The sequence below is a fragment of the Streptomyces cathayae genome (assembly GCF_029760955.1).
In the GTDB taxonomy this organism is placed as follows: domain Bacteria; phylum Actinomycetota; class Actinomycetes; order Streptomycetales; family Streptomycetaceae; genus Streptomyces; species Streptomyces cathayae.
In genome coordinates this window covers 7,090,468-7,114,512 of the sequence record NZ_CP121682.1, presented here as the reverse complement: position 1 = coordinate 7,114,512, position 24,045 = coordinate 7,090,468, and the positions used below count along the sequence as shown (strand labels likewise).

The 24,045-nt window shown below is 72.4% G+C and carries 21 protein-coding genes; 6 read left to right on the top strand and 15 right to left on the bottom strand.

Annotation, left to right across the window (positions count from 1 at the left end):
* Window positions 1–50: 50 nt before the first annotated feature.
* The 3 genes from PYS65_RS32615 to PYS65_RS32605 form a co-directional block, all read right to left on the bottom strand.
* The gene (locus PYS65_RS32615; RefSeq protein ID WP_279337553.1) at window positions 51–1,613 is read right to left on the bottom strand and encodes a phytoene desaturase family protein; all 1,563 of its coding nucleotides are present in this window, start codon (window positions 1,611–1,613) and stop codon (window positions 51–53) included.
* A 103-nt stretch (window positions 1,614–1,716) separates the two neighbouring features.
* Window positions 1,717–4,011: a serine/threonine-protein kinase gene (locus tag PYS65_RS32610; protein ID WP_279337552.1), complete on the bottom strand. Its 2,295-nt coding sequence runs from the start codon at window positions 4,009–4,011 to the stop codon at window positions 1,717–1,719.
* A gap of 677 nt (window positions 4,012–4,688) precedes the next feature.
* A complete protein-coding gene (locus PYS65_RS32605; protein ID WP_279337551.1) occupies window positions 4,689–5,060 on the bottom strand; it encodes a four-helix bundle copper-binding protein in 372 nt (123 codons plus the stop codon).
* Window positions 5,061–5,204: 144 nt separating this feature from the next.
* On the opposite strand from PYS65_RS32605, the gene PYS65_RS32600 reads away from it, so the two are divergent.
* Window positions 5,205–5,606 (top strand): DUF6479 family protein, encoded by a 402-nt coding sequence (locus PYS65_RS32600; RefSeq protein ID WP_279337550.1) that lies wholly within the window; start codon window positions 5,205–5,207, stop codon window positions 5,604–5,606.
* Window positions 5,607–5,610: 4 nt separating this feature from the next.
* Here PYS65_RS32600 and PYS65_RS32595 read toward each other — a convergent pair whose 3' ends face one another.
* The 8 genes from PYS65_RS32595 to ruvA form a co-directional block, all read right to left on the bottom strand.
* Window positions 5,611–6,858, bottom strand: a complete 1,248-nt coding sequence (locus PYS65_RS32595; RefSeq protein ID WP_279337549.1) for a M20 family metallopeptidase — start codon at window positions 6,856–6,858, stop codon at window positions 5,611–5,613.
* Between the two features lie 261 nt (window positions 6,859–7,119).
* On the bottom strand, window positions 7,120–8,250 hold the full coding sequence (gene recA / locus PYS65_RS32590; protein WP_279337548.1) for a recombinase RecA: 1,131 nt from the start codon (window positions 8,248–8,250) through the stop codon (window positions 7,120–7,122).
* 274 nt (window positions 8,251–8,524) lie between these two features.
* The gene (locus tag PYS65_RS32585) at window positions 8,525–9,013 is read right to left on the bottom strand and encodes a single-stranded DNA-binding protein (RefSeq protein ID WP_279337547.1); all 489 of its coding nucleotides are present in this window, start codon (window positions 9,011–9,013) and stop codon (window positions 8,525–8,527) included.
* Window positions 9,014–9,024: 11 nt separating this feature from the next.
* A complete protein-coding gene (locus tag PYS65_RS32580; protein WP_279337546.1) occupies window positions 9,025–9,936 on the bottom strand; it encodes a zinc finger domain-containing protein in 912 nt (303 codons plus the stop codon).
* Window positions 9,936–10,448: a hypothetical protein gene (locus PYS65_RS32575; protein WP_279337545.1), complete on the bottom strand. Its 513-nt coding sequence runs from the start codon at window positions 10,446–10,448 to the stop codon at window positions 9,936–9,938. The genes PYS65_RS32580 and PYS65_RS32575 overlap by 1 nt, the downstream gene beginning before the upstream one ends.
* Entirely contained in the window at window positions 10,445–11,410 is a 966-nt protein-coding gene (locus PYS65_RS32570; RefSeq protein ID WP_279337544.1) for an ATP-binding protein, read from the bottom strand. Before PYS65_RS32570 ends, PYS65_RS32575 begins: the two co-directional genes overlap by 4 nt.
* A 238-nt stretch (window positions 11,411–11,648) precedes the next feature.
* Entirely contained in the window at window positions 11,649–12,704 is a 1,056-nt protein-coding gene (gene ruvB, locus PYS65_RS32565) for a Holliday junction branch migration DNA helicase RuvB (protein WP_279337543.1), read from the bottom strand.
* A gap of 14 nt (window positions 12,705–12,718) precedes the next feature.
* Window positions 12,719–13,345 carry a Holliday junction branch migration protein RuvA gene (ruvA, locus tag PYS65_RS32560; RefSeq protein WP_279337542.1) on the bottom strand — a complete coding sequence of 209 codons (627 nt, stop codon included), beginning with the start codon at window positions 13,343–13,345 and terminating at the stop codon, window positions 12,719–12,721.
* A gap of 284 nt (window positions 13,346–13,629) precedes the next feature.
* On the opposite strand from ruvA, the gene PYS65_RS32555 reads away from it, so the two are divergent.
* Window positions 13,630–14,493, top strand: a complete 864-nt coding sequence (locus PYS65_RS32555) for a RecB family exonuclease (protein ID WP_279337541.1) — start codon at window positions 13,630–13,632, stop codon at window positions 14,491–14,493.
* A 79-nt stretch (window positions 14,494–14,572) separates the two neighbouring features.
* On the opposite strand, the gene PYS65_RS32550 is transcribed toward PYS65_RS32555, so the two are convergent.
* Entirely contained in the window at window positions 14,573–14,833 is a 261-nt protein-coding gene (locus PYS65_RS32550) for a UBP-type zinc finger domain-containing protein (protein ID WP_279337540.1), read from the bottom strand.
* Window positions 14,834–14,893: 60 nt separating this feature from the next.
* Here PYS65_RS32550 and PYS65_RS32545 point away from each other — a divergent pair, with 60 nt between their 5' ends.
* Window positions 14,894–16,486, top strand: coding sequence for a Na+/H+ antiporter (locus PYS65_RS32545; RefSeq protein ID WP_279337539.1), 1,593 nt, complete (start codon window positions 14,894–14,896; stop codon window positions 16,484–16,486).
* A gap of 185 nt (window positions 16,487–16,671) precedes the next feature.
* Here PYS65_RS32545 and PYS65_RS32540 read toward each other — a convergent pair whose 3' ends face one another.
* Window positions 16,672–17,298: a TetR/AcrR family transcriptional regulator gene (locus PYS65_RS32540; RefSeq protein WP_279337538.1), complete on the bottom strand. Its 627-nt coding sequence runs from the start codon at window positions 17,296–17,298 to the stop codon at window positions 16,672–16,674.
* Between the two features lie 140 nt (window positions 17,299–17,438).
* Here PYS65_RS32540 and PYS65_RS32535 point away from each other — a divergent pair, with 140 nt between their 5' ends.
* Both PYS65_RS32535 and PYS65_RS32530 read left to right on the top strand, forming a co-directional pair.
* A complete protein-coding gene (locus PYS65_RS32535) occupies window positions 17,439–18,200 on the top strand; it encodes an SDR family NAD(P)-dependent oxidoreductase (protein WP_279337537.1) in 762 nt (253 codons plus the stop codon).
* Window positions 18,201–18,526: 326 nt separating this feature from the next.
* The gene (locus PYS65_RS32530; RefSeq protein WP_279337536.1) at window positions 18,527–19,330 is read left to right on the top strand and encodes an SAM-dependent methyltransferase; all 804 of its coding nucleotides are present in this window, start codon (window positions 18,527–18,529) and stop codon (window positions 19,328–19,330) included.
* A gap of 423 nt (window positions 19,331–19,753) precedes the next feature.
* Here the strand turns inward: PYS65_RS32530 and PYS65_RS32525 are convergent, their stop codons facing one another.
* Entirely contained in the window at window positions 19,754–20,113 is a 360-nt protein-coding gene (locus PYS65_RS32525; protein WP_279337534.1) for a VOC family protein, read from the bottom strand.
* Between the two features lie 133 nt (window positions 20,114–20,246).
* On the opposite strand from PYS65_RS32525, the gene PYS65_RS32520 reads away from it, so the two are divergent.
* Entirely contained in the window at window positions 20,247–21,188 is a 942-nt protein-coding gene (locus PYS65_RS32520) for a helix-turn-helix transcriptional regulator (protein ID WP_279337533.1), read from the top strand.
* A gap of 435 nt (window positions 21,189–21,623) precedes the next feature.
* On the opposite strand, the gene PYS65_RS32515 is transcribed toward PYS65_RS32520, so the two are convergent.
* Window positions 21,624–24,023: a glycoside hydrolase family 65 protein gene (locus PYS65_RS32515; protein ID WP_279337532.1), complete on the bottom strand. Its 2,400-nt coding sequence runs from the start codon at window positions 24,021–24,023 to the stop codon at window positions 21,624–21,626.
* Between the last annotated feature and the right edge of the window lie 22 nt (window positions 24,024–24,045).

Here is a 24,045-nt window from a genome sequence, read left to right as displayed (position 1 = left end):
CTCCGCCGGTCCTTCCCTCCTCCGCCGGCCCTCCCCTCAAGCCTGTCCCGTCAGCCCGCCTCCAGGACCGCCATGGCCGCGTTGTGCCCCGGCACCCCGCTCACCCCGCCGCCGCGCACCGCGCCCGCACCGCACAGCAGGACGTTGGCGTGCCGGGTCTCCACGCCCCACCGGCCGGTGCCGTCCTGGGCATAGGGCCAGGACAGCGTGCGGTGGAAGATGTTCCCGCCGGGCAGCCCGAGTTCGCGGTCCAGGTCCAGCGGGGTCTTCGCCTCCAGACACGGCCGCCCGTCCGCGTCGGTCGCCAGGCAGTCGGCGAGCGGTTCGGCCAGCTGGGCGTCGAGCTGGGCGAGCGTCGACTTCAGCAGCTCCTCCCGCACGGCGTCGTTGTCCCGTTCGAACAGCCGGGCCGGGGTGTGCAGGCCGAAGAGCGTGAGCGTCTGGTAGCCCTGTGCGGCGAGGTCCGGGCCGAGGATCGTCGGGTCGGTGAGCGAGTGGCAGTAGATCTCGGAGGGCGGCGCGGCGGGCAGTTTACCGGCGGCGGCCTGCGCGTGTGCGGCGGCCAGTTGCCCGTATCCCTCGGCGATGTGGAAGGTCCCGGCGAACGCCTCGCGCGGGTCGACGGAGCTGTCGCGCAGCCTGGGCAGCCGCTTGAGCAGCATGTTCACCTTGAGCTGAGCGCCCTCGGCCGGGGCGGGGGGTGTGTCGCCGGTCAGCGCCGCCAGCTCCCGCGGGGAGGCGTTCACCAGGACGTGCCGGGCGGCGGCGACCCCCTCGCCGTCGGCCGTGCGGTGGGTGACCTCGGCCGTGCGGCCGTCCGTGTCGATCCGTACCACCTCGTGACCGGTGGCGATGACGGCGCCCGCCTCGCGCGCGGCGGCGGCCAGCGCGTCGGTGAGGGCGCCCATGCCGCCGACCGGCACGTCCCAGTCGCCGGTGCCGCCGCCGATGACGTGGTAGAGGAAGCAGCGGTTCTGCTGGAGTGTGGGGTCGTGGGCGTCGGCGAAGGTGCCGATGAGGGCGTCGGTGAGGACCACGCCCCGCACGAGGTCGTCGGTGAAGCGCTCCTCGACGGCGACCCCGATCGGTTCTTCGAACAGGGTCCGCCAGGCCTCCTCGTCGTCGATCGCGTCACGCAGCTCCTCGCGGGTGGGCAGCGGTCCGGTGAGGGTGGGGAAGACCCGCTCGGCGACGCGGCCGGTCATGCCGTAGAAACGCTGCCAGGCCCGGTACTCGCGGTCGGATCCGGTCAGGCGGGCGAACGCCTCGCGGGTACGCCGCTCGCCGCCGCCGACGAGCAGCCCGGTGGGCCGCCCGTCGCGTTCGACCGGGGTGTAGGAGGAGATGGTGCGGGCGCGTACCCGGAAGTCGAGCCCCAGGTCCCGGACGATCTTCCGGGGCAGCAGGCTGACCAGGTACGAGTACCGGGACAGCCGTGCGTCGACACCGGCGAACGGCCGGGTGGACACCGCCGCCCCGCCCGTACGGTCCAGCCGCTCCAGCACCAGGACGGAGCGTCCCGCCCGGGCCAGGTAGGCGGCGGCGACGAGACCGTTGTGGCCTCCACCGACGATGACGGCGTCGTACGTCCGGGTTCCCTCGTCTGCGCTCATGTGGTTCTTCGTAGCACGTGCGGCTCCGCGCCGACCAGGCAGCGGGCCTCGTCGGCCACGGCGCCGCTCCGCCCTGCCCCGCCGTGCCGTGCCGTACCTGCCGTCAGGCTCCGCCCGCGGTCCGCCGCCGTCGCAGTCCCGCCACCTCGCGGTGCAGCGCGGCGGCCGCGGCGCCGTGGCCGAGCCGCTCCAGACAGCGGGCCTCGTCGTCGCGGGCGGTGAGGGTGTCGGGGTGGTCCGCGCCGAGGACGCGTTCCCGGCCGGCGGCCACCTTGCGGTACTCGGTGAGCGCTTCCGCCCAGCGGCCCAGCCAGCCCAGACCGACGGCGACCTCGCGGCGGCTGACCAGGGTGTCCGTGTGGTCGGCGCCGAGCGCCCCCTCACGCAGGGCGCACACCGCGCGGGACTCGGCGAGGGCCTCCGCCCAGCGGCCGAGCCGGCCGAGGTTGACGCCCAGACCGTGCCGGGCGCGCAGCGTCTCGGGGTGGGCGGGGCCCTGGACCCGGGTGCGGTCGTCGACCAGGCCGCGGTAGAGGTCGAGGGCCTGTGCGGTGTGGCCGAGCCGGCCCAGGCCGATGCCGGTCTCGTAGCGGGCGGCGAGCGTGTCGGGGTGGTCCGGTCCGAGGACCCGCGCGCGGGCCCCGGCGACCTCGCGGTAGGCCTCCAGGGCCTCCGTCCACCGGCCCAGCTGCCCGAGCGTGTAGGCGACCTCGTAGCGGGTGACCAGGGTGTCCGGATGGTCGGGGCCGAGCACCCGGGCGCGGGCGGCGGCCACTTCGCACGCCATGCTGTACGAGTCCTCCAGACGGCCGAGCCTGGAGAGGTTGAAGGCAAGGTTGTGCCGGCAGCGCAGGGTGTCGGGATGTTCGGCCCCCATGGTGCGCTCGCGGGCCGAGAGCACCGACAGATAGACCTGGTGGGCGTCGAAGGGCCGGCCCAACTGGGCCATGACGTACGCCATTTCCTGACGGGCGGCCAGGGTGTCGGGGTGGTCGGACCCGAGCGCGCGGATACGGGCCTCGGCCACGTGCTTGTACGCGCGCAGCGCGTCGGCGGCGCGGCCGGTGCGGCTGAGGGTGAAGGCGACCTCGTAGCGGCTGGCGAGGGTGTCGGGGTGGTCCGGGCCGAGGAGGTGTTCGCGCTCCGCGGCGACCGCGCGGTGCACCTCCCCCGCCTCCGTCCAGCGGCCGAGGCGGCCCAGGCTCAGGCCCGCGTTGTGCCGTCCGGCCAGGGTGGTCAGGGCTCCCGGCGACGGGGTGGGCCGCTCCTCCTGCGGGGACGGCTCGGCACGGCCGGTCGCGGGGCGGGCGATCCACTCGCCGGACAGCCCGGCCGCCGGGCCCGGGGGCGTGGTGCGCGCTCCGGCGACGACCGCCTTGCGGCCGCTGGTCATGCCGCTGGTCCAGGACGGCAGCCGGGGCGCGCCCGCCGCCGGCTCGGGCGCCTGGACCGCCGGAGGCGGCAGGGCCACCTGTCCGCCCGCACCGGTCGGGCCCGCGGGCTCCGGCCAGGCCGTCACCGCGGCCGGTACCGGCAGCCGGGCCGGCGCGGCCCGCAGTGCGCCGACCCGGCGGGCCAGTTCGCGTGCGCTGTCGGGGCGTCGGCCCGGTTCCTTGGCCAGCAGGTCGAGGATGATCCGCTCCAGCCGCTCGGGCAGTTCGGCGCGGTGGCCGCGCGGCGGCCGGGGCGGGGTGTCACGGTGGCCGACGAGGATCGCCCACGCGTCGTCGAGGTCGAACGGGGGCACCCCGGTGGCGATCTCGTAGAGCACGCAGCCGAAGGAGTACAGGTCGCTGCGCCGGTCGACCTCAGTGCCGCTGATCTGCTCCGGTGACATGTAGTGCGGCGTGCCCATCGCGACACCGGTGCCGGTCAGCCGGGACGTGAATCCGATGTCGTGGCCGAGGTGGGCTATGCCGAAGTCGCAGATCTTCACGGTGCCGTCGGCGAGCCGCACGATGTTGGCGGGCTTCAGGTCCCGGTGCACGATGCCCTGGTCATGGGTGTACGCGAGGGCGGCGGCGACCTGCTCGGCGATCTCCACGACCTCGTCGACCGGCAGCGGATGCTGCTTGTTGTCCTCCAGGAGCCGGCTGAGGTCACGTCCCTGCAGCAGCTCCATCACCAGATACAGCACTCCGTCGGACTCGCCGAAGTCGTGCACGACGGTGATCCCGCGGTGCTGCAGGGACGCCGCCACCCGGGCCTCCCGCCGGAACCGCTCACGCAGTACCCCGCTGAAGGCGTGGTCGTGGTGGGCGTTCAGTGGTTTGAGGCACTTCACGGCGACCTGTCTGCCCAGTGACTCGTCGCGTGCCCGCCACACCTCCCCCATGCCGCCCCGCCCGATCGGATCGAGCAGCCGGTACCGGCCGTGGATCAGCCTGCTGTCCCCCATCTCCCGCCCCCGTCGATGTCCAACGCGCCCTCCCCTGGCCCGTCCAGTATGGCGATGTCTCGCCCGATTTTGTACGGTGCCCGCCTCGTGCGGTGCGCCCCTCCTCCGGGACGCCCGGTGCGGCGGCGGTCCCGGCGTCCCGCCGCACCGGGAACCGGGAGCCCGGCGACCGCCACGGCCACCGGGCTCCCTGCCCTGTCCACATCCGTCCCGGCCCGCCCTTCCCGCGTCCGAGGGCGTCCGCGCCGTACCGGCGGTGCGCACCGGCATCCTGCCCGGGTCGCCGACCGTGGCGACGGCCTCCACCGTGGCCGCACCCGCCGGCACGACGGCGCCCGCCGGCAGCGCGGTCCCGTGCGGCCGGGCCGTCCGCTCGACCGCTTCCGGTTCCCGTTCCGGGTGACCGGGGATGCCGGCCGGCGAACCGGTCGCCACCACCTCGCCGTCCACGTACGGGCCGACCGCGAGATCGGCCGGATCCGCTCGGGGTTCCGGGCCCACAGCGGTCCACCGGGCGGGCCCGGTCCAGGAGCCCCTGTCCGTCCAGGAGCCCCTGCCCACTCGGCGAACGTCCCGCAGGCGTTGTCGTCGAGAGGGCCGGCTTCCTCGACCGGAGCACCGAGCAGCTCCGCCTCAGGGGAAACGCGCAGCGGTGCCCCTGAGGAGTGCCCCCGCCGTCAGTTCAGCGTGGTGAGGAAGTCCGTGCAGGCGCGCGCGCAGGCCCGGCACGCCTCGGCCGTGCGCTCCGCGCCGGGGTGCCCGTCGAAGACGTGCGCGCCCTCCAGGCACACCTGCCGGCACCACTCCACCTGGAGCCGGATGGTCGTCTCGTCCACCTGGCTGTCCTCGGACAGCACACGGCACGTCGCGTCGCACACCTCCGCGCACGTGATGCCCTTGCGGCGCACGAGTTCCTGGTCCCTGCCGCTGTCCGGGTCCACGAGACTCGCCCGCACCGCGCAGGCCCGTGCGCACTCCGTGCACGCCTGTGCACAGGCGAAACGGTCCTCGAGAAACCGGAACAGCTCCTGCTGCGATGTCGTCGTCACGCCGCGCGGGTAGCCCTGGCCGCGGGCGGTCAAACCCGCCGCACTCCGGGGTTCCTCGTCCGTCCCCCACGGCCGGTCCCCCAGGGGGGTGTCCCGTGGCCCGTCCACAGGGTTCGGCGGGCGTGTTCCGGGCACTCGGAAGCCATGCTGAGTACTGCGGTGAACACCCTGATGCACGCCTCCCGGACCGAGTCGGCCGACCTCGCCGCGAGCCGCGGCACCATCGGCATCGGACTGATCGTGGTGGCCGTGCTGGTCGTGGGCCTGCTGATCGGCCTGTTCACGGTCGGCAGCCGCCGGGTCGGGCGCGGGGACTCACCCAGGCCGCGCCCCGATGAACAGCCCCGGATGCCCGAGGGCGGCCCGGTACGTGAGACCCGTGAACGCCGGGAGCCCGACGAGATGCCCCGGAGCGACGACCGCCTGCTGCCGCACGACCTGCACGGCGGCAGCTCCGGCAGCCGCACCGGTGCCTCCCAGGACCGGCCCCGCTGGGAGGAGGGCGGCAGCGGCGGGTTCGGCAGCGGCGGGCCGGGCCGCCACTGACGGATCAGGTGCCGAGCCAGGCGAGGGCGGCCACGGTCAGGGCGCGGACGCCGGTGTCCAGGGTGGGCTGGAGGAGGGGGGCGAAGGCGGGACTGTGGTTGACGGGGATGTCCTGGTCGAGGGTGCCCCTGCGGGCGGCCTCGGCGTAGCGGTCGGGGTCGACGCATCCGATGCCCCAGTAGGTGAACGGCACCCCGAACGCCCCGGGGATCTCGCTCATGTCCTCGCTCGCGGTCTGCAGGTCGATGGTGTGCGCGTCGTCCCCGAAGTGCGCGGCGAAGGCCTCGGCGACCCGTCGGGTCGCCGCCTCGTCGTTGACGGTGGGCGGGAAGGAGGTGGTCCGCTCGATCTCGGGCTCCCGGGGCGAGCGGGACGCCTCGCACTCGGCACGGACGATCCGGGTGATCGCGTCCAGGACGTGGCTGCGGGTGGCGTCGTCGTAGGTGCGCACGTTGAGTTCGATGACGGCGCTGTCGGGAATGACGTTGGGGCCGGTGCCCGCGTGAATGCTGCCGACCGTGACCACGGCCGGGGTCGTGGCTGCCAGTTCCCGGGAGACGACGGTCTGCAGACGTACGACGATCATCGCGGCCATCACGACGGGGTCCACCGCGGCCTGGGGCATGGAACCGTGCGCTCCCCGTCCGTGGACGGTGATGCGCAGGCTGTCGGCCGCCGACAGGAACGGGCCGGGGCGGGTGCCGACGTATCCGGCCGGATAGGGCAGCACGTGCTGGGCCAGCACCACGTCGGGCCGGGGCGACCTGGACGTCAGCCCGTCGGCGATCATGGCCTTGGCTCCGTCGCCGTTCTCCTCCGAGGGCTGGAAGAGCGCCACGAAGGTGCCCCGCCAGGTGTCGCGGTTCTCGGCCAGCAGGTGCGCGCAGCCCAGCAGGCAGGTCACGTGCATGTCGTGTCCGCAGGCGTGCATGACGGGCTGCTCGGTGCCGTCCGGGGCGGTCACGGTCGCGGTGGAGGCGTAGGGCAGGCCGGTCTGTTCGCGCACCGGGAGGGCGTCCATGTCGGCACGCGCCATGACGGTCGGGCCGTCCCCGTTCTCCAGGACCCCGATCACGCCGGTCCCGCCGACGCCGTGGGTGACCTCGTGGCCGAACGACCTCAGGGCTTCGGCCACCTTTCCCGCGGTGCGGTGCTCCCGCAGTCCGAGTTCGGGGTGCCGGTGCAGGTCCCGGTAGACCTCCTCGAGACGGGTGCGGAGGCCGTCCGGCACGACGGGGGCGCGGTCGCTCATGGGGGGCTCCTTGACGCGGGGGGGCACTGCTGTCACCGGCGACCGCCCGGAACCCGGCCACCGTGAGGCGGGCGCGGTGCACGGTCGGCTCCGGGCCCCTCCAGGGTTTGCTCTTCCCCCCACGGACGATTCGACCACACGGCGGCGAGTTGCGCGGGCCGGAAGCGCGCCACCGAAACGGCGACGGACAGCGCGCTGGACCTGGCGGGCGCGGCGGAGTCAACGGGTCGGCGCGAGGGCGCCGGCGCTCACGCGGATCTCCTACAGGTGGAGCCCCGCGTGGTCGGCCGGCGCCCTCGTGAGGCCGATGGAGACCGCGGGGACGGCGTCGGCGCCGGGCTCCGCTGACTCCGCCGACTCCGCCGACTCCGCCGACTCCGCCGGAGGAGTCTCCGGCCGCACCCCGATGCCGAGCTTCTCCAGGATCTTCTTCTCGATCTCGTCGGCGAGGTCGGGGTTGTCCTTGAGGAAGGCGCGGGCGTTCTCCTTGCCCTGGCCGAGCTGGTCGCCCTCGTAGGTGTACCAGGCACCGGCCTTGCGGACGAAGCCGTGTTCGATACCCATGTCGATCAGCCCGCCCTCGCGGCTGATGCCCCGGCCGTAGAGGATGTCGAACTCGGCCTGCTTGAAGGGCGGTGCGATCTTGTTCTTGGCGATCTTGCAGCGGGTGCGGTTGCCGACCGCCTCGGTGCCGCTCTTGAGGGTCTCGATCCGGCGGATGTCGATGCGCACCGAGGCGTAGAACTTCAGCGCCCGGCCACCGGTGGTGGTCTCCGGGGAGCCGAACATCACACCGATCTTCTCGCGCAGCTGGTTGATGAAGATCATCGTGGTCCTCGACTGGCTGAGCGCGCCGGCGATCTTCCGCAGCGCCTGGCTCATCAGCCGGGCCTGCAGGCCCACGTGCGAGTCGCCCATCTCGCCCTCGATCTCCGCGCGCGGCACCAGCGCCGCCACGGAGTCGATCACGATGAGGTCGACGGCACCGGAGCGGATCAGCGTGTCGGCGATCTCCAGCGCCTGCTCGCCGGTGTCCGGCTGGGACAGGATCAGGTCGTCGATGTCGACGCCGAGCCTCTTCGCGTATTCGACGTCGAGGCCGTACTCGGCGTCGATGAACACCGCGGTCCCGCCGGCCCGCTGCACGTTGGCTATGGCGTGCAGCGCGATGGTGGTTTTCCCGCTCATCTCCGGGCCGTAGATCTCCACGACCCGCCCACGCGGCAGGCCTCCCATGCCGAGGGCCACGTCGAGGGCGAGGGAGCCGGTCGGGATGACCTCGATGGGGGTCCAGGGGTCGTCGCCGAGGCGCATGACCGAGCCCTGGCCGAACCGCTTCTCGATCTGGGCGAGGGCGAGTTCGAGCGCCTGCTCGCGGTCCTGTTCCTTCATGGTCGCCACCCTGGGGGTTCTGTGCGCCTTCCCTGCGCACATGTCGGATACGTGCTCTTCGATCGCGGCAGCTCTCGGTCCCCTTCTTCGAGTTCTTCGAGCCCCTGGCCGGCACCGACGACCCGCCCCCACCTCGGGGCGGTCTCCCGGTATTCGGGATGGCAGTCGGTGCAGGTCAGGCCGATGGCGGCGGCCGGGGTCCAGTTCTCGAGCCGTGCCTGGCCGTTTGGCGGAAGGTCCTTCATGACGATCACCCGGCGGGGCTTCACCCGGGTCAGAAAGGGAACGTGGGGCTGTGGTGCTCGCGGGAGGCGCTTTCGTCCCCGTCGGGAGCGCCCGGCGCGTCGTTCGGTGCGGGCGGGACGGTGTCGAAGAGGGTGCCGTCGGGCACGCCCACGCGCGGAGTCCTGCTGACCGTCGCGGCGGCGTAGCGCAGGGAGGGGCCGATCTCCAGGGCCTCCAGTTCGATGACGGTCCGCTTCTCGCCTTCCCTGGTCTCGTACGTCCGCTGGTGCAGCCGCCCCTGGACGATGACGCGGGTGCCGCGTGCCAGGGACTGCGCGACGTGTTCCGCCGTCTGCCGCCAGGCCGAGCAGCGCAGGAACAGCGTGTCGGCGTCCCTCCACTCGTTGCTCTGCCGGTCGAAGGTGCGGGGCGTGGAGGCGACGGTGAAGTGTGTGACCGCGTCGCCGGACGGGGTGGTGCGGATTTCGGGGTCGTCGGTCAGGTTGCCGACGACGGTGACGACGGTCTCGCCGACCATGAGAGGTACTCCTAACGCACGAACGGACGGGGGGAGTTGACTGTCCGACGACAACGCTGCCGTTCCGGGGGCTCCCCGGGCGCACTGCCCGGCCCCTTCTCGCCTCGCTCTCCTTGTCCCTCTGGTTCCTCTGGTTCCTCTGGTTCTCCTCGCTCTTCTCGCTCTTCTCGTTCGTCAGGCCCCGCCGCGATGAGCCTCGACGCATGGGCCGGAGCGTTCTTCATCGGGATGCCGAGCCGGGGGACGGTACAGGGGCGGCCGGCGGCGGCCCGGCACCAGGGGCAGGGCACGCGAAGGGCGTGGGCACGGAGGTCGCGCCTCGAGCGTCCGACGGGGGCGGGCGACGACTGGGCCGGGACGGCGGGTGCCCGCTTGACACGCTGTCCCGAGGCGATCGCGGTCACGATCGCGAGGAGTTCCGCGCGGTAGCGGTGCGGGTCGTCCGGGTCGGCGTCCGGGAGCGGCAGTGGGTCGCGGGCGAGCCGCTCCTCCCGGATCGCGTGCACCTCGGCACGGATGTCGGCGGCGTCGATGGGGGACTGTCTGCGGCCCAGCCGGATCACGGCTTCCCGCGTGTCGGCGATGTCCAGGTCGGCGAGCAGGAGGTGCCAGGCGTCCGTCGCGGTCTCCTCCAGATGCATCGACGGGCACATCGCCGCGACCAGGGCGGCGAGTTCCGCGGTCTCGGTCGGCGTCATCTGTTCCTCCCTTCCGCGGGGTCGCGTCCCGGTGGGTGCCGGTGCCCCGTCTCCCGCCCCGTCCGCCGCCTGCCGGTACAGGTACAGGACGGTCCCGCAGGCGCAGCGCAGCCGCCCGTCGCTCTCGAGACTCCAGCGGCCGCAGCCGAGGTGACCGGCTTGTGAGATCAGGAACCACAGAGTGGCGGGCAGGTCCCTGTCGGAGCGCGCCGTGGCGGTGGTCATCACGTCTCGCCACCGCCGAGGGCGAGCAGCCAGCGCAGGTCGATCTCGCCGGTGTGCCAGGCACGGGCGACCCGTTCCACTCCGCCGGGCACGGGCCGCAGGCTGAACGAACGCGGTTCGGAGGCCGGCTCCACCGCCAGTCCCGGGATCACCTCGCCGGTGTGCGGGTCGGCGACCGGGTCGAAGCAGGCGAGCCGGCCGAAGAACTCCCGCCTCCAGGCGGGGCGCACCCGGACCAGGGTCTCCACCTCGCCGGGGTGGTTCACGGCCACCCAGGCGGTGAAGGCGTCCTCGTCGGCGACCACGACCGTCGGCTGGGGGTCGATGAGCGTGAGGGTGGCGATCGGGATGTCGTCCGGCAGGGTCACCCGCATCGACTTGAGGGCGAGCTCGGCGCGAGCCGCGCGCAGCCCGTCGAGGACCGCGCGGCGCTCGGCCCGGTACTCGGCCTCCACCGCGTCGCGCAGCACCCTGAGCACGACGACCCGGGTGGCGCGGTCCCGGAGGTTCACGCTGCCTCACCCTTCCGCTCGGTCCGCTCGGTCCGCTCGGTCCGCTCGGTCCGCCCTGTCTGCTCGGTCTGCTTTCCCGCCTCTTTCTTCGCCTCGGTGCCGCGGCGCACGATGAGCTCGCCCAGCGTGGTCGAGCCCCCGTCGGGGTCCAGGACGGCGGCGGCGAGCAGGTTGTGCCGGCGCACCTCCTCGTAGAGGCCGCGGAGCTCCTCGTAGGTGGTGTGCGGGGCGGTGGCGGTCATGAGGTAGTCGGACGCGCTCGGGGTGGGCTTGCCGGCGTTGAGCCAGTCCAGGACGGCCTCGGCGAACGCCGCATCCGGCTTGCGGACGACGAGCCCGGCGAGTGGCTTCGCCCGGGACTTGGAGATCACCAGGGTGTTCTCGTGGTCGAGGTCGCCGACGATGTCGAACTCGTACTCGATGCCCTCCCGCTGCTCGGGCTTGAGCCCGACCTTGCGCGGCACCTTGCGCCCGCGCTCGTCCGCCTCCACCACGTACTCGGTCTTGGTGCGCATGGTGGCGATGAGATGACCGGGGTAGGCGAGCAGGGCGTCGATCATCGCCCGCTCCAGGGGGCGGGCCTCCCGCCAGCCCGCGAAGGTGTTGCCTCCCGCGACGCGCTTCGCGGCGTTGTCGACCTGCTCCAGCATCCCGCCCGAGCCGGACCAGAAGTGCGTGAGCGAGTCGACGATCACGACGTCGTAGCCCTCGTGGGCGGCCACCGCGAGCGCCTCGACGAGCGCGGGGGGTTCGAACGTCGCGAGCGGGAGGGTGTCGAAAGCGAACTCGTCGGCGTACTTGGAAGCGCTGCCGTGCTCGGTGTCGATCAGGGCGATCCGGTCGCCGATCCCGGTGCCGATGACGAGCGCGCTGTAGGTCTTGCCCGACCCGGTGGGTCCGGTGAGCGCGATGCGGGCCTTGGCCTGCTCCTTGGTTGCGGGGGTGAAGGTGAAGCTGTTCACGCCGTTCTCCTCTGGCGCATCCGACGGCGGTTCGGGGTGGGCTTGGGGAGGGACGGAACACGGTCCTCACCCGGCAAGACGTGCACCCACACGGCCGACGCCTCAGTTCGAATACCTGTTCGAAACCGATGGGAATCCCACGCTAGGCGCGAACAGGGGGTGAAATCAACACTTTCCTCAGAAAAAGTGGACAGAAGGTCATCTATCGTCTTCAAGTGCCGGAATGAGCGCGCCCGCGTCAGCGCCCCGGTGGCACGAGACCGAAGTGCTCCCACGCGGCGGGCGTGGCGATCCGGCCGCGCAGGGTGCGGGCCAGCAGGCCCTCCCGGACCAGGAACGGCTCGGCCACCTCCGCGACGGTCTCCCGTTCCTCCCCCACCGCGACCGCGAGCGTGGACAGGCCGACCGGTCCCCCGCCGAACAGCTTGATCAGGGCCTCCAGCACCGCCCGGTCGAGCCGGTCCAGGCCGCGGCCGTCGACCTCGTAGACCGCCAGGGCCGCCGTGGCGATCTCGCGGGTGACCACGCCGTCGGCCCTGACCTGGGCGTAGTCCCGGACCCGGCGCAGGAGGCGGTTGGCGATGCGGGGGGTGCCGCGCGAACGGCCGGCGATCTCGGCAACCCCCTCGGGCGTCGTCTCCACCTCCAGCAGCCGGGCCGAGCGGTGGATCACCCGCTCCAGCTCGGTGGGCTCGTAGAACTCCATGTGCGCGGTGAAGCCGAAGCGGTCGCGCAGCGGGGGCGGCAGCAGACCCGCCCGCACGGTGGCGCCGACCAGGGTGAACGGGGGCAGTTCGAGGGGGATGGCGGTCGCACCCAGCCCCTTGCCGACGATGACGTCGACGCGGAAGTCCTCCATCGCCATGTACAGCATCTCCTCGGCGGGCCGGGACATCCGGTGGATCTCGTCGAGGAAGAGGACCTCACCCTCCTGGAGGGAGGACAGGATCGCCGCGAGGTCGCCGGCGTGCTGGATGGCCGGGCCGGAGGTGATGCGGATGGGGGCTTCCATCTCGGCCGCGATGATCATGGAGAGGGTGGTCTTGCCGAGACCGGGGGCGCCGGACAGCAGCACGTGGTCGGCGGTGGCACCCCGCGCGCGGGCGGCGCGCAGCACCAGGTCGAGCTGCTCGCGGACCTTCTCCTGGCCGATGAACTCGTCCAGGTCCTTGGGCCGCAGGGCGGCCTCGACGGCCTGGTCCTCCCCGTCGGCGACAGACCCCACCAACCGCTCCGCGGCGGGGCTGACGAGCCGTCCGATGAGGGCGGCGGTTTCGGCTTCGTCCCGGGTCATGCGGTCCACTCCTCTCAGCGGGCGCGGTTCAGGGTGCGCAGGGCGGCACGCAGCAGCTGCGACACCCTCGGGGCGGCACCGTCGGCCGCGGCGGCCTCGGCGGCGGGGGTGACGGCCGCGATCGCCTCCTCGGCCTCGTGCGCGGAGTACCCGAGGCCGACGAGCGCCGCGCGCAGCTGTTCGCTCCAGGGCGCGGGAGCGGCGGCGCCGGCCGGGTGGCCGGTCTCGGCGGCCCCGGCCGGCTCGCCGAGCCGGCCGGCGAGCTCCAGCAGCAGCCGCTGGGCACCCCTCTTGCCGATGCCGGGCACGGCGGTGAGCGTCTTCTCGTCGCCTTGGGCGACCGCCCGGCGCAGCGCGTCCGGGGTGTGCACGGCGAGCATGGCCTGGGCCAGGCGCGGGCCCACGCTGCTGGCGGTCTGCAGCAGCTCGAAGACCTGCCGCTCGTCGTCGTCCGCGAAGCCGTACAGGGTGAGCGAGTCCTCGCGCACCACCAGGGAGACGGCCAGCCTGGCCTGCCTGCCGATGCGGAACGCGGACAGCGTGTTGGGCGTGCATTGGACGGCCATGCCGACGCCGCCGACCTCGACGACCGCGGCGTCGGGGGCGAGCGCGGCGACCGTGCCGCTGACGAAGGCGATCATCGGATCGTGCCCCTTTGAAGTCGTGCGGGTGCGGGACGGGCCCTCCGGGCGCATCGGGCTCCGCAGACGGACCCCGTCTGCGGAGCCCGATGCGGACACGGGAAGATCTTCCGCGGGCCCCGGCCCATGAAGTGCACATTTCCCCATATGTCCACTCTGGCCAGGATTTCATGGTAACTCGAACAGGTGTACGAGGAAAGGTCGTGGCCGCCAGGAACCGTCCGGACCGATCGCCTCGGAACCGGTCCGGTGGACTCGGGAAGGGCCCGGCGTAGGGTCGGAGTATGCCTCCGTCCGAGAGTTCCGCCGCATCGGACGCGGCCCCGCCCCCGACACCTCGGTCCGCCCCGAGGAGGCCGTCGTCGCTGTCGCCCTCGCGTGCGGACGACTTCATGACCTGCCCGCTGCGCTACCGGCTCCGGGTGATCGACAAGCTGCCGGAGCCACCGAACGAGGCGGCGGCCCGGGGCGCCGTGGTGCACGCGGTGCTGGAGCGGCTCTTCGACGTGCCGGCCGGGCAGCGCACCCCGGGCCGCGCCCGCGCGTTGCTGCGTCCGGAGTGGGAGCGGCTGCTGAGCAGACGGCCCGAGCTGGCCGGCCTCTTCCCGGAGGACGCGGACGGCGCGTCGCTGGCCGCCTGGCTGGCCGAGGCGGAACAGCTGCTCGACCGGTACTTCCGGATGGAGGACCCGAACCGGTTGGAGCCCGCCGGGCGCGAACTGCACGTGGAGACGGTGCTGGAGTCGGGTCTCGAACTGCGCGGGATCATCGACCGGGTGGACGTCGCCCCGACCGGTGAGATCCGCGTGGTGGACTACAAGACCGGCCGGGCGCCCCCACCGGACTTCGAGTACCGGGCCATGTTCCAGATGAAGTTCTACGCCCTGGTCCTGTGGAGGCGGCGCGGGGTGGTACCGCGCCGCCTCCAGTTGGTCTACCTGGGCAGCGGCGACGTGGTGACGTACGACCCGGACGAGGCGGACCTGCGGGCGGTGGAGCGGAAGCTGCAGGCGCTGTGGGCGGCGATCCAGCAGGCGGTGGCGACGGGCGAGTGGCAGCCCAGCCCGAGTCGGCTCTGCGACTGGTGCGGCTATCAGAGCTTCTGCCCGGCGTTCGGCGGCACCCCGCCGCCCTATCCCCTGGCGTGACGCTCTTCCCGCTGACGATCATCGGGAAGAGCGTGCGCCGGATCGGCGTACCCGGACACCGGACGGTCGAACCCTCCGGTCACACGAGCACCTGGTCGACGAAGCACCAGCGCCAGTTCTCTCCGGGCTCGTGGGTCCGTATCACGGGGTGACCCGTCGCCCGGTGGTGCCCCGTCGCGTGCCGTCCCAGCGACGAGTCGCAGCAGCCGATGTGACCGCAGCTGAGACACAGGCGCAACTGCACCGGATCCGTGCCGTCCCGCAGACACTCCGGACACGTCTCGGTGAGCGGGGCGGGTTCCGGGAGCGGCAGCGCGTCGGCGTGCGTGCACTGTTTCATGATGGCCAGATTACGACGGTTGCACGGATCGCTGCGCGGAGATTCGGAGGTGGGCACGGCATGGACGTGATGCCGCTGTTGCTGCTGGTGGCGGGCAGTGCCACGCTCTCCGCCGCCGCCAGACGCACTCCGGTGCCGGCCCCGCTGCTGGTGGTCGCCGCCGGCCTCGCGGTCAGCTACGTGCCCGGTGTGCCCGTCTACACGCTCGACCCGCACATCGTCCTTCCGCTCATCCTGCCCCCGCTGCTGTACACGGCTGCCACCGACAGCTCCTACCTCGGTCTGCGGGCGCAGTTGCGGCCGGTCGCGCTGCTGTCGGTGGGGTACGTGCTGTTCGCGACCCTCGTCGTCGGCTGGGCCCTGTACCTGCTCGTGCCGGGTCTGCCGCTCACCGCGGCTCTGGTGTTCGGTGCCGTGGTGGCCCCGCCGGACGCGGTCGCGGCGACGGCGGTGGCGCGCCGGGTCGGACTGCCGTCCCGGATCACCACGATCCTCCAGGGCGAGTCCCTGCTGAACGACGCCACCGCGATCACCGCGTTCCGGGTGGCCCTGGCGGCGGCCATCGGCGAGGGCACGACCTGGGCCGGGGGGATCGGCGAGTTCCTGCTCGCGGCGTTCGGCGGCCTCGTGGTCGGTCTGCTGCTGATGGTTCCGCTGCACTGGCTGCGCACCCATGTGAAGGAGGCGCTGCTGCAGAACACGCTCTCCCTGCTGATCCCGTTCGTCGCCTACGCCGCCGCCGAGCAGGTGCACGCCTCCGGGGTCATCGCGGTCGTGGTCGTCGCGCTCTACCTGGGACACCGTGCGTGGGAGGTCGATTTCGCCACCCGGCTCCAGGAGGAGGCGGTGTGGAAGATGGTGGCGTTCGTCCTGGAGGCCGCCGTGTTCGCGCTCATCGGGCTGCAACTGCCGATCGTCCTCAGGGGACTCGGGGAGTACGCGGGCGCCGAGGCCCTCTGGTACGCGCTGGCCGTCTTCGCAGTGGTCGTCGTCGCGCGGTTCGTGTGGGTGTACCCGGCCACCTTTCTGCCACCGCTGCTGTCGGCCCGGATCCGGGAACGCGAGGGGAGACCCGGCTGGAAGTCGCCGTTCGTCATCGCCTGGGCCGGCATGCGCGGCGTGGTCTCGCTGGCCATCGCCTTCTCGATCCCGCTCACCGCCGGCGGCACCGGCTTCCCGCAGCGCAACCTGCTGCTCTTCCTGACCTTCACCACGGTCATCGGCACGCTGGTGGTGCAGGGGCTGACGCTGCCCCCGCTGATCCGCCTGCTGAAGCTCCCCGGGCGCGACGTCCAGGCCGAGACCCTCGCGGAGGCCAACGCCCAGGCGCAGGCCTCGCGGATCGCCGAGCAGCGGCTGGACGAGCTCCTGTCCGACGAGCGCAACGCCCTTCCGGCCCCGCTCGCCGACCGGCTGCGCACCGTCCTGGAGCGCCGCCGCAACGCCGTCTGGGAACGTCTGGGCCAGACCAACCCGGTCACCGGGGAGTCCGTGGACGACACCTACCGGCGGCTGTCGCGGGAGATGATCAGCGCGGAGCGTGACGTGTTCGTCAGACTCCGCGACGCCCGCTACCTCGACGACGAGATGCTGCGCACCCTGCTGCGGCGGCTGGACCTGGAGGAGGCGGCGGCCTACCGGGAGACGGCATAGCACGGCTCCCCACAGAACGGCTCCCCGTGCTCACGGGAAAGGGTGCCCCTGCGGCAACCGCCGTGACCGCGCCCCGCGCGGAACGCGGTGGTCACGTCCGCTGGAGCGGTGTCTTCGACGGCCGCTCCGGTGGACATGACCCGATGCCCCCGCGTACGGACGGAAGGAGTGCGTACCTGACGAGGTCAGGCGATGCCGGTCGCCGCGACGGCCAGAGCGGTCCGTACGGTCGACACGAGGTCGGCCCGGGCGGCCGCGGAACCGGTGTCGGGCCCTGCCGTTCGGTAGGCGTGGTGTTCGACGGCCGCGCGCAGGGCGGCATTGAGCATCGCGGCCCACACGGCCGGCCGCACGTCATCGGCGGGCAGTCCGGCCCGCTCGGCGAGGGCGCGCGAGAAGACGGGTTCCGCCTCGTCGTGCGTCTGCAGCCAGACGGCGCGCAGACCCGGTTCGGTCCGGGCCAGGCGCAGCAGGGCGCCGACGTCCGGTCCGGGCAGAAGCACGTCGGTGGTCCACAGGTGGTCGAAGGCGTCCTGCAGAGGCCTGCCGGGGCTCCACCGCCGCAGGGCGGTGGCGATCGTGTCGACACCGGTCGTCAGCAGCGGCCGTACGCAGCTCTCCTTGGTGGGGAAGTAGCGCCAGACGGTCCGCGCCGAGACGCCGACCGCCTGCCCGATCTGCTCACCCGTGGTCGCGGCGACGCCCTGGGTGATGAACAGGTCGACCGCGGCACCGGCGATCTCCAGCCGGATGGCGGCCTTGCGTTCCTCGGTCAACGGGGGGCGCCCCGTCCGTCCACGGGATGCGGTCATCCGTCCCTCCGGCTGCGGTGGTCCATGGTGCGTCCATTCTCCACACAGACTTTATGTCACTTAGAGACATAAAGAAGTAGGCTGCTGCCGCGGTGCGACACCGGTCCACCGCGTCGGCACTTCACTGGACGGAGCACTTCATGACCGGCGAGCGGAACGGACGCAGCGTGATCGTCACCGGAGCGGGATCCGGCATAGGACGTGCGGCCGCGCTCGCGTTCGCCGCTCAGGGGGACCGCGTCGTGGTGGCGGACCTCAATGCCGAGGGGGCCGCCGCGGTCGTCGAGGAGATCGAGAAGGCCGGCCGCACGGCGGTGGCCGTCACGGGTGATCTGAGCGAACAGACCGTCGTCGATCGGGTGACGGCGACGGCCGCGGAACGGTTCGGCGGCGTCGACGTCCTGGTCAACAACGCCGGGATCATGGACGGCATGTCGGCACTGGCCGACGTGAGCGACGCCGAATGGGAACGGCTCATCCGGGTCAACCTCACCGCGCCCTTCATGCTGACCCGTGCCGTGCTGCCGCTCATGCTGGCCGCCAGACGCGGCGCCATCGTGAACACCGCCTCCGAGGCCTCCCTGCGCGGCAGCGCGGCGGGCGCCGCGTACACGGCCGCCAAGCACGGTGTGGTGGGGCTGACGAAGTCGCTGGCGGTGATGTACCGCAAGAACGGCATCCGTGCCAACGCGATCTGCCCGGGCGGCACCGCGACCGCCATCACGGTGGACGCCGATCGAACGGCACACGGTCCGGCGGCACTGGGCCCGCACTTCGTCAACCTCGGCCGTGTCTCGCAGCCCGAGGAGCAGGCGGCGGTGATCCTGTTCCTCGCCTCGGATGCCGCGAGCAACGTCAACGGCGCGATCCTTCCGGTCGACGACGGCTGGTCCGCCGTCTGAAACAGCACATCCGCAGCAGTTCTCCGCCGCTTCGCGCCGCATGGAGTGCTCCGGTTTCGTACAGAGGGACACGGGCGCGGTCCCGGGCATGCAGCTTGGCCATGGCTCGCTGGACGTGGCCGCGCCCCGTCGGGTCCTCGTCCGCGCCATGCCCGCCCCTTCCCCGGTTGGCTGCGCCAAGGGTTCCGTATCTTTTGACGGTGCTGTGGATGTCCGGCCACCAGCGGGCCGTCGCGGCCCTGGCGACGTTCCTCAGCCCGAGCGAAGTCAAGCCGGTATCACGGTAGTTGACCTACGGATGCACAGCTCTGTGTGAAGCTTTCCCCATGACTCACCCGCGTGAAGAAGTCAGGGACAGGCTGCAGACCGATCGTCCGCACTCCGCCCGTGTCTGGAACTACCTGCTGGGAGGCAAGGACAACTACCCCGTCGACAGCGAGGCCGGTGAGGTCATCCTGAAGACCTTTCCGGAGTTCGCCGCCGTCGCACGGCTGCAGCGGAGGTTCCTCGCGCGCGCCGTGCGCTTCCTCGCGGGCGAGGCCGGTGTCCGCCAGTTCCTCGACATCGGGAGCGGACTGCCCACCGCCGACAACACCCACGAACTGGCCCAGCGCATCGCGCCGGAGAGCCGCATCGTGTACGTCGACAACGACCCCCTCGTCCTGGTGCACGCCCACGCCCTGCTCACCAGCAGCACCGAGGGCGCCTGCGCCTACATCGACGCCGACGCCAGGGACCCGGAACACATCCTCGCCGAGGCGGCGAAGACCCTGGACCTCAGCCGCCCGGTCGCCCTGACCATGCTGGGCGTCATGGGGCAGCTCTCCGACGCCGAGCGCCCCGCCGATCTGGTGAGCACGCTGATGTCGGCCCTGCCCCCGGGCAGCTACCTGGCCCTGAGCGACGGCACGAACACCAACGAGGCGCTCAACACCGCGGTCGGGGTCTACAACGGGCAGTCGGCCAACACCTACCACCTGCGCTCGCCGCAGAAGATCGCCTCCTTCTTCGCCGGTCTGGATCCGGTGGAGCCGGGGGTCGTGTCCACGACCGCCTGGCGCCCGGACGCCGACCGGGCCGAGGAGGACACGGCCGACGTCTCCGTGTGCGGTGTCGCGGTCAAGAGGTGACCCGCCCCGCCGCTCGGTGGTCCCACGGAGGCACCCGGGCGACCGGCAGTCGGTCCCGCCCGGCCCGGGCGGTCGCGTACGCGGGCGACCTGCCCGTCGCCCTCCTCCGTGCGGGCGAGAGACACCCGCGCAGGACCCTGGTCCGGCCGACCCTGCCGGTCTGGAGGAAAGCCCGGCTCAACCACGCCCCCACCGGCCTGGCCCGGGTGAAGGAAGGTCGCTCCCCCGGGCGGCAGCCGGAAGCGGGATGTCCTCACCCCCGTCCGGGCCGGTCGGCCCGGGGTCGGTGGGCCTGGTCTCGGCTCCGTCGATCCGCAGCGTGGTCCCCCCGGCCTCGGTGCAGGCGAATGCGCCCGCCAGGGTGCGCGGCCGAACCCCGGGACGGTCGGGGACCGCGGAGCCGCGTGCCGCCGGCAGGGGGCGTCAGTCGACGGGTGCCACCCGGATCAGGTTGCCGTCGGGGTCGGCGACGACGAATGTACGGCCGAACACCTCGTCGTGGGGTTCCTCCACCGTCTTGACGCCCTTCGCCGTCCAGTCCCGGAACTGCTGGTCGATCTGTTCGGGACCGCCGTTCACGGTCACGCACAGTTCACTGGTGCGCGGCGCCGTCAGATGGCCCGAGACCCCGCTCCACAGGGCCAGGTCGAACCCGTCGGTGAGGGGGAACGAGATGAACCTGGGCGTTTCGAAGCTCGGCTCGATGTCGAACAGTTCCGCGTAGAAGCGGGCGGACGCCGGTGCGTCGGAGACGTGGACGATGACCATGTTCGGGACTGCCATGAGTGGCTCCTTCGGTTCTGCCGGTCGATCCGGTCGGTCCGGTCGGTCCGGTCGGTCCGGTCGGTCCGGGCGAGAGGAGCCTGCCGGTCATACATGACAGATCCTGTCGTGTTCCCGTGAGAACCTCGGCGTCATGACCCCGGATCGCTTCTTCTCCCTGTTGCTGGCCCTCCAGACCCGCGAGGTCATCACCACGGCCGTTCTCGCGGAGCGGGTCGGGGTCTCGGTGCGCACCGTGCTGCGGGACCTGCGATGGCTGCAGGAGGCGGGCTTTCCGATACTGGTCGAGCGCGGCCGCTGGGGCGGGGTGACGCTGCTGCCCGGTGGCGCGCTCGACACCTCGCGGCTCACCCCGACCGAGCGCGACCATCTCGTGCTCCACGGTCTGGACGACGAGCAGCGCCACCAGCTGGGCGCCGGTACCGAGAGCCGCCGGGCCCGAGCGAAGGTCGCGGCACGGCGACATCCGGCGTCGTCTCGACTGCCGATCAGCGCTGTCGTCACCACCGACAACAGGCCCTGGTTCGGCCGGGACGCCGAGGGGGCCGATCCGAGCGCCGTCGTCGGTGACGTACGCCGCGGTGTGCGGCTGCGCATCCGCTACCGGCGTTCCGAGGACGTCGAGCCGGCCTGGCAGGTCGTCGATCCGTACGGCCTGCTGGCCAAAGCGGGCCGGTGGTACCTCGTCGCCGATCGCTCGGGAGTTCCCCGGCTGTACGCCCTTGAACGGCTTGTCGAATGGCGACCGATGCGCGCCCCGCGCCGGTTGCGCCCCGGAACGGCCCTCGCCGACGTGGTGACGGAACTGACCTCGCGCTGGGAGACGAGCGATGCCGTCCGGATACACGCACGACTCGCCGCCCGCCAGCTCGATCGCGCCAGGCGCATCCTCGGTTCCCGTCTGACCGTGCGGTCCCACGAAGGCGAGGAAGCCACGATCACGGTGGCATGCCGGGAGATCGAGGACGTGCGCCAGTTGCTGCCCTTCGCGGACGACCTCACCGTGACCGATCCCCCCGAAGCCCGTGACCGGATCCGCGAGCTCGCGACACGGACCCTTCGCCGGTACGACTAGCCTCGCGCTTTCACGCGGCGGGCCGTCCACGGGTCGACGAAGTACTGGAGTCGACCGGAAGAGCGGGCGCCGCCGCAGGCTTCTCCCGGCCCGCGCGGTGGTCTGCTTCGTTCTGGCTCTCCGCCTGTTCGGCGGCTCCGACAGCGAAGGACCGCTGGGGCACCGGGCGGTTCTGCGAACCCTGGAGGAGGACTGTTTCTCCCTGGCTCCCTGACCGGTACGCCTTCCCACAAAGAAGCGTTCGCGCTGTCCCGGCCCGGCGGGGTGTCCGTGTCGGTCCGCGGTGCGGGGCTCCGTACCCACGGTGTCCGCCCCGTGATCGGCGTGGTCGGCGTCGCGTCCGTCCGAGTACGCCGCGCCCCTGCCGCCCGGCCGGCGGCGTGGGCTCCGGCGGCTCGTGAGGGCACCTCGGGCTTCTCCCGTCGGCGGCACCGATCAGCTCGGCGGCAGCTGGAGCGTGCAGGTCTCTCCGGGAGCGATGGTGACGGCTCGGTCGGCGAGCACCACGCGGACCGGCGATTCCTCCGAGTCCGGTACGCCGAGTTCCAGCTGCCCGCTGTGGCGCCGCAGGCTGATGCCCCAGTGACCGCGGTAGCGCAGGGAGAACCCGTACTCGGACAGCGCCGGAAGCGGCACCGGGTCGAGCCACAGGGCGTCCTCGCGGGTCTCCAGTCCGGTCAGGCAGCGCTGGACGAGGTCGAGGGTCCCCGCCATGGCGCCGAGGTGGACGCCTTCGCCGGTCGTGCCGCCCTGGACGTCGGCGACGTCCGACTCGAGGGCCTCATGGAAGTACTGCCACGCCTCCGCCCGTCTGGCCCGGGCGAGGACCCAGCCGTGGACGAGTTCGCTGAGGGTGGAGCCGTGGCTGGTGCGCCGGAGGTAGTAGTCGACGGTCCCGCGCCAGATCGCGTCGTCCATCGCGTACCCCAGCCGCCGGAACAACCGCTGCAGTTCCGTGGGCGAGAAGAGATAGCCGAGCATGAGGACGTCGGCCTGTTTGGAGGCCTTGTAGCGGTTGGCCGAGTCTCCCTCGGCCTCGAGGATCCGGTCCAGTCTGCGGATGCTGTCGTACCGGGCGCGGTAGCCGTCCCAGTCCAGCTCGGCGAGGTCGCCGTAGCCCTCGAACTGGCTGATCACGCCCTGGTGGTAGGGCACCCGCAACCGCCGGGACACCTCCTCCCACCTGGGGAGCTGGTCACGGTCCAGGCACACGTGCTCGAACAGCTCCTCCCTGCGCCACGCGGGAAGCCGCCGTACGAGGTCCAGGGCGCGGGTGATGACCCAGGCGGCGGTGACATTGGTGTAGGTGTTGTCGTCCAGGCCGGGCCGGGAGGAGCCCGGGTAACCGTCGTGGTACTCGTCGGGGCCGACCACCCCACGAATGCGATAACGGTTCGACTCCGGGTCGTGGACCGCCGTGTCCGCCCAGAAGCGGGCGATCTGCAGCAGCATCTCCGCGCCCTTGGTGTGCAGGAACTCCGTGTCGCCGCTGGCCTCGCAGTACTGCCACACGTTGTACGCGATCGCCGAGCCCACATGGTGCTGGAGCCGGGAGTGATCCGGCAGCCAGCGGCCCGAGCGGGGGTTCAGATGCAGCTCCTGGGTCTCCTCACGGCCGTCGCTGCCGCTCTGCCACGGGTACATCGCCCCCGTCCGGCCGGCCGCGGCCGCCGCCCGGCACGCCTGCGGCAGGCGCCGGTGGCGGTAGGTCAGCAGTGCCCGGGAGACCTCCGGGAAGTGCAGGTTCAGATACGGCAGCACGAACAGTTCGTCCCAGAAGACGTGCCCGCGGTAGGCCTCGCCGTGCAGTCCCCGGGCCGGCACTCCCACGTCCAGGTCCGCGGTGTGCGGTGACAGCGTCTGCAGCACGTGGAACAGGTGCAGGCGCAGGATGCGGCCCGCCTCGCCGGGCACCCGGACCTCCGCGCGCCGCCACAGCCGCTTCCAGGCGGCGACGTGGGAGTGCAGCAGGGCGGCGAAGTCCGATGCCTCGGTCACCCGGTCGACGGCAGCCTCGAGCGGGTCGGCGATCGCCGTGTCGCGTGAGGTGTGCAGCGCCACGGTCTTCTCGACCTCGACGGGCCGGCCCGGACCGATCGGGATCACCAGGCGGTGGACCGCGCGGTGCCGGTCGGGACGCAGCTGTGAGGAGGACGCGGGCAGCCCCACGACGGCACTCCGGGCGGCCATGGCGATCCCGATGTCCGAGGTGCTGGTCCGGCAGCGCAGCCACACCGTCCCGGGCTCCCGCACGCCGGTCCGTACGCGGGCCAGGTGGTGCCGGTTGAGAGACCGGTAACGGTGGACGTTGGCGTTGATCACATCGCCGTCGAGGGCGGACTCGACCTCGACGTCTCCCGTCCAGTCCTCGGCGGTGAGTACCGTCCGCAGCGCCGCCAGATGCGGGTCCCCCATGTGCACCAGGCGGATCTGTTCCACCCGGAGCGCTCTCGCGGCGTCGTCCCGGTAGCGCGAGGTACGGATGAGCACGGCCCTGCGCAGATCCAGGACCTGCCGGTGGTCGAGCAGGGCTGTGGAGTCCGGGGTGAGCCACGGCCCCCATGTCCCTCCCCGGGAACGCAGACGAAAACGCAGCGGCAGCCAGTTCGGGAGGTTGACCATGTCCTCGTTGGCGACCTGGCGCCCCGCCACGGTCGACTCGAGGCAGTTGTAACACCCGGCCGCGTAGGTCCCCGGGCAGTGCACCAGGCCCGCCCTGCACTCGGGCACCGCGCCACGGGTGGCGAAGTAGCCGTTGCCGAGCGTGCAGAGCGATTCCCGCAACCGCTCGGCGGCGGGGTCGTACCCCTCGTACTCCCACGTCCACTCCGACATCGGCCGCCCTCGCATCTCTCCT